Here is a 12,188-nt window from a genome sequence, read left to right on the forward strand (position 1 = left end):
TATGTCTATATTACATGATTTAAGCTATTTTATTCTAGCTTTTATATCTATTGTTGCAGTAATAATTACTTTAAGAAGAACCTTTATAGGTTACATCTCTGCCTATACTTTTGTCATCCCTGTATTAATTGTCTTTTATATCATGCCGCCTTATTTAGATATTATAATGGATGATAAGTTTACAGGCCCTTTATATAGTTTTACTATTTATTATGCGCTTCAGGATAATGTTACAGCGACGATATATAATTATTATTTATCATGTTTGATGCTACTATTTACTTATTCTTCGACTAGATATAATAAAACAAAGACTTTAAGTTATAATATTAGTGTGCAACAGTTTTTGGATTATTTTTATAAATGGCGGTGGATAGGATATTTAGCTTTGGTTGCACCGATTATTGTAGCCGTGTTGTCTAATGACCCATCGTTTTATATGAAGTATGCAGATAGACCAAGGCTAGAGTCTAATGCACTGCAGATTCTAGCTTCAAAACTAGTTTCGATATTTTTACCTATTTTCGTTTTGCTGATTGTTACTCAGATTCGAAAACTCAAAAACAGTAATTATAATATCTCATACTTATTGATGATAATCATTACATTATTGCTAGTTGCTATTGATATATATATCCATGGTAAGCGAAGCGTTGTCCTTTTATTTACAGTTTTATTGTTATTGGTACTGTTGTTAACAAATGTAGTGGGTAAAAAGACCATAGCTTACTTAGGGCTGTTACTATTTACTCTGTTTTATTTCTACCTTCAGTTCTATGGTAAAAATATAGAAGAGGCAGAGGGGTTTTTCTCCGTCTATAAAGGTCTTAGAATCGATTTTAGCAGAGATTATAGTTTAAAGTTTGTTATCTTTCATGAAATTCTTAATGATAGTTATGTTCTTCCCTATAAAGGTGCCTCTTATCTATTCTTAGCAAGCTTTTTTATACCAAGAAGCTTATGGCCAGATAAGCCATATCCATACGCTGTATACTTTACAAACTCAGCTTTCGGTGATTTCGGTGGTAGTTATCTTTACGGTTGGGGATTGACAACTTCATTTGTAATGGAGGCCATCTCGAATTTTGGAGTTTTTGGTTTAGTATTCTTTCCTGTTTTTTATATTATTATTATTCATAGGGTTGAAAAGTTAGAAAATATGTTTTTGAAAATAATAGCTTATTTAATCTTAATGCTGCTGTTAGTTTTACATCCAATGTCTTCAGTACTACTAATAATTATATTTTTTACATATAAGCTTTTAATAAGGATTAAAGTTCCTAAATTTAGGTCTTATAAGTTTTAATTTATTGCTAAACTTCGATTCTCTTTTATATCTATAGTTTTTATATGTAATAATAAGAAGTTTTTCAGAATCTCGTTAAGTGATTTATTGTTTATAATACAACGAAGAAAATTTAAAAAATTATGGATTTTGTACATTAGAGTTAATGCTTTATAGAGATTGTATTCAATATGCTGAGTAAAAAAACTATATGTTTAATAATTCCTTCTTTAGAAAGAGGGGGGATGGAAAGGGTGGTCTCACTAATTTCTAATTATTGTGCGGAAGAAAAGCACAATGTTTATATTATCTGTCTATTAAGAGATAATAGAGCTTATAGAATTAATGACGATATAGTTGTGATAGCGCCTAAGCAGCTTTATAGGGGAGGGGTCATTGCAAAGCTAAAGATTGCAATTAAGCTAATTAGTGATTTGAAACAAATAAATCCTGCAGCAGTAATTGCTTTTAGTGAAGTCTTCAACCCTCTATCTATAGTCTGTTGTAAGATAGCAAACGTTCCTGTATATATATCGGATAGAAGCAATCCAAAGGCTAAATTTAGTTTTTTAACAGAAAAGCTCCGTAAGTTAACTTACCCCATAGCTGATGGAATTGTTGCTCAGACAGAAATTTCAAAAGAAATAGCTTTAAAAAAGAAATTTAATAACAATATTACAGTAATAGCAAACCCATTAAAAGATTTTTCAGAAAAATCAAATAAAGAAAAAGAAAAGATAATTGTTTCTGTAGGGAGATTGATTAAAAGTAAAAATTTTAGCGAATTAATAGATATCTTTCTAAAGGCTGATTCTGAAAAAGAATGGAAATTATTGATTTTAGGTGAAGGTCCAGAGAGGGAGTTTCTGCAACAGAAAATCAATAGTAATAAGGCCACAAATCGTATAGAGCTGATGGGAGCAGTAGAAAATGTCGATGATTATCTGTCTAAAGCATCAATTTTCGCATTTACTTCTACTTCTGAAGGTTTTCCCAATGCTCTGAGTGAAGCTATTGGTTATCCCCTTCCTTGCATAGCCTATGACTGTTACGCTGGTCCGTCTGATTTAATAAAAGATAATGAGAATGGTTTTTTAATACCCCTAAATAATAGTGATATTTTTGAAAAGAAATTAAAAAAGTTAATGATAAACCCTTCATTACGTCACAGTTTAACAAAGGATTATAAAGACCATCGCAAGAAATATCATTGCAATACAATATCTAAAAATTATTTATCCTTTGTTTTGTCTGAAGATTAGAAATATTCCTATTTGAAATCTAAATAGTATTAGCATGAATATAAAGTTTTCTTCATGATGTTTACATAGTTGAAAATTCTGAGAGGTTTAAATGGAAGATAGCTGCCCTGTAAGTATTTGTATTCCATTCTATAATGCTGAATCTACATTGCTAAATGCAATTCGTTCTGTATTTGCTCAAACTCACAAAAATTGGGAACTTATCCTTATCGATGATGGCTCAAATGATAAGTCCCTTGAGATTGCAAACTCTATTAAAGATTCAAGGGTTACTGTTTATTCTGATGGTCAAAATCGCCGTTTAGCAGCCAGACTGAATGAATTAACTAAACTGGCTAAGTATGATTTTATAGCTCGTATGGATGCCGATGATATGATGTCGCCTACGAGGATAGAAAAACAGATTGAAATATTAAAACATAATCCAAGCGTCGATTTGGTATCGACAGGACTTTGTTCATTGAGCGATAAAAATGAAATAAAGTCAGTTCGGTGTGTCAGTGATAATCATTTAATAACTAATAAGAAGCTACTATCTGGAGGCTCAGGCATAGTTCATGCTTCTTTATTAGGGCGACGTGCATGGTTTGAGCGCAATCCTTATAAAGAGTCTATGATTAAATCACAAGATACAAACTTATGGGTACGGTCATTCTCTAAAAACGATTTAAATATAGTCTTTATTTCAGAACCGCTTTACTTCTATCGTGAAGATAGCAATGTTACACAAAAACAGTTATTACTTGCTTATGCAATGGGACGCCATACTATACTTACCGATGCAAAAAGTAATTTTGGACTAAGAATTAAGTCAAAAGCTTTAGCTAATAATATAGCAAAGACACTGTTAGTAAGACTCTTTCCTAGCTTAGGTGTTAAGGCCGCTCGTAATCGCCGTAATGCTACATCGGCTTCTGCGTTGGAGAAAAAGCATATTGAAGATGAAATTAATCATATATTAAGCACTGAGCTGCCTATGGTTAGTTTTAAGGGAGATAGTAAAATTGACTAAAAAAATATGCTTCATAGTGACTGATGCCATTTCATTCAATGTGCTATGTCGTGGTCAGCTTGAGTTTATTAGAGATAATTCAGATTTTGATATTACGCTGATTTGTGGAGGTGACCAAACTCAGTTTGATATACTGAGGAAGCGCAATGTGGGTAGAGTAATTAACGCTGGGTTTATGCGTAACCCGTCCTTATTAAAAGATATGAAGTCTCTAGCTTTTTTAATAAAGTATTTGACGCTCAATCGTTTTGATATTGTGGTTTACTCGACTCCAAAAGCATTATTACTAGGAAGTGTGTCTTCATTTCTTACTTTGCATGAACACCGAGTTGCTATAGTGCGTGGTCGTGTCTATGAGAATTTCTTTGGAAAGAAGCGACTATTTTTTCATATGTTGGATAAAATAGCATTATCGACCTCGACCAAAGTAGTTTTTATCTCTGATTCGCTACGTCAAGCCTACCTCGATGATGGCTTGCTCAAGCTTAGCAAAGGAACAGTGCTAGGAAGCGGGTCTTCAAATGGAGTTGATACGGTAAAGTATAACCCTGCTACTATAAACGCTGACCAAGATAGAACAACGGAGAATAATATCTTTACGGTTCTAAGCGTTGGGAGGATTTGTGATGATAAAGGACTTCGTGATCTAGCAGAGGTCATTGACGAGACCAAAAGCGCTAATTTAAGGTTTCTTTTAGTAGGTAAGATTGAAGATAATAAATCGGAAATTTTCCTGAATGAATTGCTCAGTACTCACCCAAATGTTAAGCATGTGCCTCATACGGACAATGACAATGTTGCTTCATACTTTCAAGATGCAGATATTCATCTATTTTTGAGCCACCGTGAAGGTTTTGGTAATGTAGCTATTGAAGCAGCAAGTTGTGGTGTTCCAACTTTTGCTTATGATGTGGTTGGTATCAAAGATAGTGTAAAAGACGGTGTTAGTGGACAGCGCTTTAAGTTTAAAGACACTAAAGCTATTGCTAAAGCTATTGATTTAGCAGCAGAGGATAAAAATTTTACCAGTAAATATTCTGATGCGAGAAATTGGGCAGTAGAAAATTTTGAACAGAAAAAGGTCTGGCAAAACTATTTAGACTTTTATGTAAATCAAATACAAGATGAGAAATAAATGATCAAACGCCTTTTTGACATCACCGCCGCAACAGCAGCTTTAGTAGCGTTGGCTCCTGTTTATGCAATTACCGCTCATAAGGTCAAAAAAAACCTTGGCTCGCCAGTGTTATTTCGGCAGACTCGTCCTGGGATGAATGGTAAGCCGTTTGAGATGATTAAGTTTCGAACGATGCGTGACGCAGTAGATAGTGAAGGCAATCCACTTCCTGACAGTGAGCGCTTGACGCCGTTTGGGCAGATGCTGCGTAGCTCAAGCTTGGATGAGTTGCCAGAGCTTATTAACGTTATCAAAGGTGACATGAGCCTTGTAGGACCACGGCCTCTATTGATGGAATATCTGCCGCTGTATAATACCGAGCAGGCGCGCCGCCATGAGGTCAGACCCGGCATTACCGGCTGGGCGCAAGTTAATGGTCGCAATGCTATTAGCTGGGATGAAAAGTTTGCATTGGACACGTGGTATGTGGACAATCAATCGCTTTGGCTCGATATTAAGATATTATTAAAAACGGTTAAAAAAGTGGTGATTAAAGACGGCATTAGCGCCGATGGTGAGGCAACGATGAGTAAGTTTGCAGGAAATAATCCTCAAGCTTTGCAAGATGTGGTAGCATCATGACTGCCTTATTTGCCGTCTATGGCGCGTCCGGCTGTGGTCGCAGCCTAATGCCAATTGCCGCAAGCCAAGTAAAGCGAACTGCGCCTGACGCAAAACTGGTATTTATCGATGATGCGCTGACGTCAGAGTCGGAAGTCAACGGCTACCAAGCGATGAATTACGAGCGTTTTAAAAGTTTGCCAGCATCGCAAAAATCGGTGCTCATTGCGATTGCTAATAGCAGCATCCGGCAGAAAATTGCTGAAAAACTAATTACTGACAATATAAAGCTTTGGCACGTTCAAGCTGCCTCGACCATTATTATGGATGGTGTGGCGATTGCTGAAGGTGCTGCATTAAGTCCGTTCGTGACCATCGGTGCAAACGTAACCATTGGGAAATGCTTTCATGCCAATCTTTATAGTTACGTTGAGCATGACTGCATGATTGGCAATTTTGTCACCTTTGCCCCGCGAGTGAGCTGTAATGGCAACATCCATATTGAAGATCATGCTTATATTGGCGCGGGTGCTGTGATTAAACAAGGCACGCCGGATAAGCCATTAGTGATTGGCAAGGGCGCGATTGTTGGCATGGGCGCAGTAGTTACTAAAGATGTTCCGGCAGGAGCAGTGGTGGTGGGTAATCCAGCAAGACCACTGATAAAGCCATAACATTGTAAATTTAAGGCAAGCAATGGCATTTACCATATCACATTTGGCAGCCGCCATTCCTTTTTACCGCTCAAAATGGCTTAATTTTGAAGCGTTAATGATAGGGACGATGCTGCCTGATTTGCCTTATGTGTTAGGAAGCTACTCTAAGCTGTCGCAAAAATCGCATGATTGGTCAGGGATTATCAGTTATTGTTTGCCAAGCGGTCTCGTTGTTTTTTCAGTTTGGCACTGGCTAGTACGGCCGGCAGTTAAAGCGTTGATTGTACCTTGGCTTATTAGGGGTGACTATAAAGCTTTAGAAGAACATAAAGCTTATCTTGTTAAAGACAGGCTTGTATTTTGGCTAAAGGTTTCACTTGGGCTTATGTTAGGTGCGGCGACGCATTTGGTTTGGGATGGTACGACGCATAGTGATGGCTTTATTGCCAAACAGTTTGTATGGTTGCAGTCAGAGGTTAAGCCGCCTTATTTGGAAGCCATGAGCGGCGCTAGAGTGCTGCAATACTTAACTTCCATTATTGCGCTGGCGTGGCTGGCTCGATTTGGTTTTCAGCGTTTACAAGAATTTAAGCGCACTTTAAACTTACATTCTTTAATCAAAGACAGCGATAAAAAGTCAAAGCGGTATTTAAGTTTGCTGGTCGTGTCAGCAGTTGCATCAAGCAGCATTGCAGGTGGTACTTTTGCAGGACTTGGTTCTGGTCAGCTATATGCAAGTGATAGTTACGGCTTTATGGCAAAAGTCTTGGTAGGAACTATGCAAGGTGCTATGCTGAGCGTGCTAGGTTACGCTATAATTTTTCAGTTTTGTTCGCGATTGAAGCGATTATAATCTCTTTTAATTATCCTTTTAAAATTAACTACTGTTAAGGCGGCAATATGCTCAACACCAAGTTTTCACCGTGGCCAAGTTTCACTCAAGCTGAAGCCGACGCCGTAAGCCAAGTGCTTCTGTCTAATAAAGTTAACTATTGGACAGGAGAGGAGTGCCGAAAGTTTGAAAAAGAGTTTGCCGATTGGGCAGACAGCCGCTTTGCCATTGCGCTTGGTAACGGTACGCTTGCTCTTGATGTCGCCTTGCAAGCTTTGAACATCGGCGAAGATGATGAGGTCATCGTGACGCCGCGAACTTTCATTGCCAGTATTTCTTGCGTGGTGAATGCTGGAGCAACGCCTGTTTTTGCTGAGATTGATGAAAATACGGGCAATATTACCCCTGATACCATTCGCGCGGTAATGACTGATAAAACGCGCGCTATTATTTGTGTTCATTTAGCCGGTTGGCCGTGTGATATGGATAGCATTATGGCGCTAGCTGATGAGCATGATTTATTTGTCATTGAAGATTGCGCTCAAGCTCATGGTGCGCGCTATAAAGGCAAAAGCGTTGGTAGCATTGGTCATATTGGCGCTTGGAGCTTTTGTCAGGACAAAATCATGACCACAGGCGGTGAGGGCGGTATGGTCACCACCAATGATGAGGCGCTTTGGCGCAAAATGTGGGCGTTTAAAGACCACGGCAAAAGCTACAAGGCGGTTTATGAGACCGAGCACCCACCAGGCTACCGCTGGCTTCATGAAAGCTTTGGCACCAACTGGCGCATGATGGAAATGCAAGCGGTCATTGGACGAATTCAGCTTGATCGAATGAGCGATTGGACAGCAAAACGTACCAAGAACGCGCAAGCTATTTTGAGCGCTTGCAAAACTTGGGAAGACAAAGGTTATTTATCTGTACCAACGCTTGAGACGTCGGCGGAGTTTGCCGATTGCACTCATGCTTATTATAAGCTTTATATTTATGTCAATCCGAATAACCTACCTGCCAAGTGGTCACGCGACCGAATTATCAATGAAATCAACGCGATTGGCGTTCCGTGTTATTCAGGGTCAGCGTCTGAAGTCTATTTAGAAAAAGCCTTTGATGATACAGGTTTGCGACCAAAGTCGCGCTTGCCAGTAGCCAAGCAGTTAGGAGAAACGAGCCTGATGTTTTTGGTGCATCCAACGCTGACTGACAGCGAGATTGCAGCAACCGTTCAAGCAATAAATACCGTATTTAGCCAAATTGAAGCCGATTCAGCAGCGTAAAACTGTCTGCTTTTATTAACTGATTCAAAAGTGATGACTATGTATAAACAAATCAGCTTATTGCTTGGCGCAGGATTGCTTTCAACCTTAGTATCTGCGCAAAACTTGTATATGAATGATATGAAACTTAAGTCTGATTTAGACTGGCTCAACGCTCAAGGCGTCATTCAAATCAGCACCAGTACGTGGCCGCTCACAAGTAACGAAATAAAACGTGCTCTGGCGACCGCAACTATTGCTAATCAAACTCAGCAGCAAGTCGTGGCGTCGGTTCAATCAACACTAAATGATTACGGTAGAGATGGCGTTACAGCCACGGTTGATGCTTATGTGCAAACCGACCGTGAAGCCCTGCCGCAAAATTTTGCTGATGATAAAATGGCAGGTCAAGAGGTGATATTAGGACTCGGACTGAGTGAGCAAGATTGGGAGTTTAATCTTAAAGCTCGCGTTAAAAATGATGATTTGATTGATGACAGCACCGTTGATTTTGATGGCTCATACCTAGCAGGGACAGCGTTTAATCAGTGGTTGATCGCTGGCAAAATCCCTGCTTGGTGGGGACCAGGTCACGAAGGCAGCTTGATTCGTGGCGATGCTACCCGTCCGGTAACCGGCTTTACCATGCAGCGTGATGAGCAAACCGCGCCAACCTCAAAATATTTGTCTTGGGTCGGACCTTGGCAGTATCAGCTGTTTGCAGGTCAACTTGAGGATTACACCTCAGCACCTGATGCCAACCTTTTTGGCATGCGCTTAACCGCCAATCCTTGGCCTTGGCTTGAAGCCAGCGCGTCGCGAACTTTTATTTGGGGCGGTGAGGGTCAGCCAAGAAGTCTAGATTCATTTGTTGATGCGCTTACTGGACTTCGGGATAATGGCGATACCGGCAAAGAAGACCCCGCCAACCAACTTGCTGGTTTTGATTTAAAAGCTAATCTGGCATCGCTTATCAATAAACCTATCGGAGTTTATGCTACCTATGTCGGAGAAGATGAAGCGGGCGGACTGCCATCCAAAAAAATGTATTTGGCGGGCGCAGATTATGCCTCACAAATTAATAATATGCCGTATCAGCTGTATGCTGAATATGCCGATACACGAACTAATGGCCGTGTTCGCAATATTTCTTACAACCACTCAATTTATAAAGATGGCTATTATCAGCAAGGTTATCCGTTAGGTCACCCGCTTGGCGGGGATGCTGAAAGCGTTTCCGTTGGTGGTAAGCTTTGGGTGAGTCCTGAAGATTTTGTGACTGCAAAATTGCAATACGCTAAAGTAAACCAAGCCGACAACGATATTAACCAAGCCTTTCCAACGACGGATAAGCTTAAAGTCGTTGATGTGACGTGGTCGCACCAATGGCAGCCGCAAGCGTTGATTAACACACGACTTTGGGCGGTGGATTCTGATGTAAACTCGACCGATATCGGTGCCGGTGTTGGACTTGAATTGACTTACCGTTAACACTAAATTTAAAATTGCTGTTTCAAACAAGGCGCATTAATAAAAACTGCGCCTTTTTTAATGATTAAACTCTGCTAAAGCTTGAACATCAGGAAGCTCTGGCAACTCATCTAAATGGCTCAGCCCAAAGGCATCTAAAAATAACGGCGTGGTATGCAGTAGGGCGGGTCTGCCAAGCGTGTCTTTAAATCCTGACTCTTTAATCCAGCCTTTATCAAACAGTTGCCGCAAGATTTGACTTGAAAGGCTTACGCCGCGAATTTGCTCAATATCACCGCGAGTCACCGGCTGCTTATAAGCAATGATGCTTAAGGTTTCAAGAAACGCTTGGCTTAAGCGTTCTTGACGCTGCGGGAATACGCGCTGAATAAGTGGGCTAAAGTGGTCGGCAATTTGTAATCGGTAGCCGCTTGCCGTTTTATTTAGCGTTAAGCTGCCTTGGCTTAAGCGCTCCTGCAAGATGCTCAGCGCTTGCTCAAGTTGTAAAGCCGTTATTGAGAGTTGCTTTTTAAAAAAAGCTTCTGCTAACGGCGCATCCGAAGCATGAAGTAGCGCTTCAATTTGCCGGCTCGTAAGTTGAAGGTTTTGTTGATTTTGTAAAAATGCCGAGGTCGATTTGGGCGGGTTGTTAGGATTTTCAGTCATAGTTTAAAACAGTAATTATGATTTATAGTGCCATTCAAGGCACAGTTTGGACAGCGGCATATCAGAATCTGGTAAAACTTGAGGCGTTATTAACGAAACAGCTTGGCGCTTGATCAACTCCAAAACCGCAACAAAACTGACCACTACGCCCATGCTGCCTTGAGATTTATCAAGAAGCTCAAAAAATGATGTGCTGCCGGCGTGTTGTAATTGACGGCTGATGCTCCTAATACGTTCAGCAAGCGGAACGGCATCGACTTTGACCGAATGCAACTGATAATCAGGGCGCTGCTGCATTAAAAGCAGGCTTGCCGTTAACAAATCAGGGGAAAGTTTTGGCAGACAAGCATTAATTGCCTCTTGGTTTGGTGGGCTTGCAAGCGCTAAGAACACATCGCGCTCAAGTCGAGCTAAATTATCAAGGCGGCTACTTGCAGTTTTAATCTGCGCGTAAGCTTCTAGCCGTTCAATCAATTCCGCTTTTGGGTCATGGTCATCATTGGCAACTTGTGGTTTGGGCAACAGTAGCGCCGTTTTTATCGCTATCAGTGTTGATGCCATTAATAAATAATCGCCTGCCAATTCAAAATGATGGGTATCAAGCTTATTAATATAAGCCAAATACTGCTCGGTAATTGGCAAAATCGCCATCGTGGTGACATCCATGTTATTTTTTTTGACTAAATACAATAAAAAATCTAATGGTCCTTCAAACTGCTCAAGCCAAATCGCAAAGGCTTGTGGCGGAATGTATAAATCCTCCGGCAGCTTATTGATCGGCGTTTGGTAAATGCGCAGCGCCAAATCAGAATCCGGCTGATTTGGCGCTTTGACGGTTAAATTGGTCATTGGTATTAGCTATTTAAATTTAGCAAGCGGTTTAATGCCAATCGCTCGGCGCGCTTTATCTAGCTGTTTTTTACTATGACGGCGTGCTTTTGCCGCCCCCATTTGCAAGATTTCCTCAAGCTCTTTTGGGTGACTCATAAGGTGCTCATAGCGCTCGCGGTAAGGGGCAATTTCATCATTAATTTTGTTAAATAGCGCCTCTTTAGCATCGCCCCAACCGATTCCAGCTTCAAATTGCGCTCGCATTGCTTTGATTTCATCAGGGGTGGCAAAGGCTTTATAAATCTCAAAAATAGACGAGTCGTCCGGATTTTTAGGCTCATTTGGCAATTGCGAGTTGGTAACAATGCGCATGATGGCTTTTTGCATTTGCTTTTCAGAGCTGACTTGCGGATTAATCTCGCCAAATAACGGAATGGTATTGTGATAACTTTTGCTCATTTTGCGACCATCAAGTCCTGTAAGCAGCGGAATATCATCGTCAACGACCGCGCTTGGCAAGGTAAATAGCGACTTGTATTTATGGTTAAACGTTCCTGCAATGTCGCGTGCCATTTCAATATGCTGAATTTGGTCGCGACCCACCGGAACGTGGGTGGCATTAAACATCAAGATGTCAGCCGCCATCAATACTGGATAGCTAAACAGCCCCATGGTAACGCCGTGGTCGGCATCGACGTCGGTTTTTTCTAAGTTTAAATCAACCGCCGCTTTATAAGCATGGGCGCGATTCATCAGCCCTTTGGCACACGAGCAATTTAAAATCCAAGCAAGCTCCAAGATTTCAGGGATGTCGGATTGGCGATAAAAGGTCACGCGCTCAGGGTCAAGACCGCAAGCAAGCCAAGTGGCAGCAATGGCTTTGGTGGACTCATGAATGATGGCAGGGTCATGACATTTAATAATAGCATGGTAATCTGACAAAAAGAAAAACGCATCGTCATTGCTATTTTTAATGGCGTCAATGGCAGGGCGAATGGCGCCCACATAGTTGCCAAGATGCGGGATTCCGCTTGGCGTAATTCCAGTTAAAATGCGTTTTGGGGCAGCGGTTTTATCGTTGATATTTTGCGCAGATTTTGATTCTAAAGTCATCGGGTGTTCCATCATTATTATTGCAAGATTATGTCGCAAGAGAGGTATTGCAAATCAGTGCTGC

Annotated in this window: 12 protein-coding genes; 9 read left to right on the forward strand and 3 right to left on the reverse strand. The window is 40.6% G+C overall.

What is annotated here, in order from left to right:
- Position 1: 1 nt before the first annotated feature.
- The 9 genes from ACZ5XY_RS09075 (at position 2) to ACZ5XY_RS09115 (ending at position 9,535) form a co-directional block, all read left to right on the forward strand.
- Positions 2-1,306 carry a hypothetical protein gene (locus tag ACZ5XY_RS09075; RefSeq protein WP_464740937.1) on the forward strand — a complete coding sequence of 435 codons (1,305 nt, stop codon included), beginning with the start codon at positions 2-4 and terminating at the stop codon, positions 1,304-1,306.
- 224 nt (positions 1,307-1,530) lie between these two features.
- On the forward strand, positions 1,531-2,547 hold the full coding sequence (locus ACZ5XY_RS09080; protein ID WP_464740939.1) for a glycosyltransferase: 1,017 nt from the start codon (positions 1,531-1,533) through the stop codon (positions 2,545-2,547).
- Positions 2,548-2,638: 91 nt separating this feature from the next.
- Positions 2,639-3,559 carry a glycosyltransferase family 2 protein gene (locus ACZ5XY_RS09085; RefSeq protein WP_464740941.1) on the forward strand — a complete coding sequence of 307 codons (921 nt, stop codon included), beginning with the start codon at positions 2,639-2,641 and terminating at the stop codon, positions 3,557-3,559.
- A 16-nt stretch (positions 3,560-3,575) separates the two neighbouring features.
- A complete protein-coding gene (locus ACZ5XY_RS09090; RefSeq protein WP_464740943.1) occupies positions 3,576-4,694 on the forward strand; it encodes a glycosyltransferase in 1,119 nt (372 codons plus the stop codon).
- The gene (locus tag ACZ5XY_RS09095; protein ID WP_464740945.1) at positions 4,695-5,318 is read left to right on the forward strand and encodes a sugar transferase; all 624 of its coding nucleotides are present in this window, start codon (positions 4,695-4,697) and stop codon (positions 5,316-5,318) included.
- Entirely contained in the window at positions 5,315-5,971 is a 657-nt protein-coding gene (locus ACZ5XY_RS09100; protein WP_464740947.1) for a NeuD/PglB/VioB family sugar acetyltransferase, read from the forward strand. The genes ACZ5XY_RS09095 and ACZ5XY_RS09100 overlap by 4 nt, the downstream gene beginning before the upstream one ends.
- A gap of 22 nt (positions 5,972-5,993) precedes the next feature.
- Positions 5,994-6,806 (forward strand): DUF4184 family protein, encoded by an 813-nt coding sequence (locus tag ACZ5XY_RS09105; RefSeq protein ID WP_464740949.1) that lies wholly within the window; start codon positions 5,994-5,996, stop codon positions 6,804-6,806.
- A gap of 47 nt (positions 6,807-6,853) precedes the next feature.
- Entirely contained in the window at positions 6,854-8,065 is a 1,212-nt protein-coding gene (locus tag ACZ5XY_RS09110; RefSeq protein ID WP_464740951.1) for a DegT/DnrJ/EryC1/StrS family aminotransferase, read from the forward strand.
- Between the two features lie 39 nt (positions 8,066-8,104).
- Positions 8,105-9,535: a capsule assembly Wzi family protein gene (locus ACZ5XY_RS09115; RefSeq protein ID WP_464740953.1), complete on the forward strand. Its 1,431-nt coding sequence runs from the start codon at positions 8,105-8,107 to the stop codon at positions 9,533-9,535.
- Between the two features lie 57 nt (positions 9,536-9,592).
- Here ACZ5XY_RS09115 and scpB read toward each other — a convergent pair whose 3' ends face one another.
- Genes scpB through ACZ5XY_RS09130 form a run of 3 tightly spaced genes read right to left on the reverse strand, consistent with a single transcriptional unit; the run spans position 9,593 to position 12,124 of the window.
- Complete coding sequence (gene scpB, locus ACZ5XY_RS09120) at positions 9,593-10,180, reverse strand: SMC-Scp complex subunit ScpB (protein ID WP_464740955.1); 588 nt, start codon at positions 10,178-10,180, stop codon at positions 9,593-9,595.
- Between the two features lie 15 nt (positions 10,181-10,195).
- Complete coding sequence (locus tag ACZ5XY_RS09125) at positions 10,196-11,029, reverse strand: segregation and condensation protein A (RefSeq protein ID WP_464740957.1); 834 nt, start codon at positions 11,027-11,029, stop codon at positions 10,196-10,198.
- 9 nt (positions 11,030-11,038) lie between these two features.
- A complete protein-coding gene (locus tag ACZ5XY_RS09130) occupies positions 11,039-12,124 on the reverse strand; it encodes a tryptophan--tRNA ligase (RefSeq protein ID WP_464740959.1) in 1,086 nt (361 codons plus the stop codon).
- Positions 12,125-12,188: the final 64 nt, after the last annotated feature.

Source organism: Psychrobacter sp. GTC18467 (genome assembly GCF_055397455.1).

Coding starts and splice junctions, on each gene's coding strand:
- ACZ5XY_RS09075 (WP_464740937.1), top strand. CDS start 2: ATGTCTATATTACATGATTTAAGCTATTTTATTCTAGCTTTTATATCT.
- ACZ5XY_RS09080 (WP_464740939.1), top strand. CDS start 1,531: ATGGAAAGGGTGGTCTCACTAATTTCTAATTATTGTGCGGAAGAAAAG.
- ACZ5XY_RS09085 (WP_464740941.1), top strand. CDS start 2,639: ATGGAAGATAGCTGCCCTGTAAGTATTTGTATTCCATTCTATAATGCT.
- ACZ5XY_RS09095 (WP_464740945.1), top strand. CDS start 4,695: ATGATCAAACGCCTTTTTGACATCACCGCCGCAACAGCAGCTTTAGTA.
- ACZ5XY_RS09100 (WP_464740947.1), top strand. CDS start 5,315: ATGACTGCCTTATTTGCCGTCTATGGCGCGTCCGGCTGTGGTCGCAGC.
- ACZ5XY_RS09105 (WP_464740949.1), top strand. CDS start 5,994: ATGGCATTTACCATATCACATTTGGCAGCCGCCATTCCTTTTTACCGC.
- ACZ5XY_RS09110 (WP_464740951.1), top strand. CDS start 6,854: ATGCTCAACACCAAGTTTTCACCGTGGCCAAGTTTCACTCAAGCTGAA.
- ACZ5XY_RS09115 (WP_464740953.1), top strand. CDS start 8,105: ATGTATAAACAAATCAGCTTATTGCTTGGCGCAGGATTGCTTTCAACC.
- scpB (WP_464740955.1), bottom strand. CDS start 10,180: ATGACTGAAAATCCTAACAACCCGCCCAAATCGACCTCGGCATTTTTA.
- ACZ5XY_RS09125 (WP_464740957.1), bottom strand. CDS start 11,029: ATGACCAATTTAACCGTCAAAGCGCCAAATCAGCCGGATTCTGATTTG.
- ACZ5XY_RS09130 (WP_464740959.1), bottom strand. CDS start 12,124: ATGACTTTAGAATCAAAATCTGCGCAAAATATCAACGATAAAACCGCT.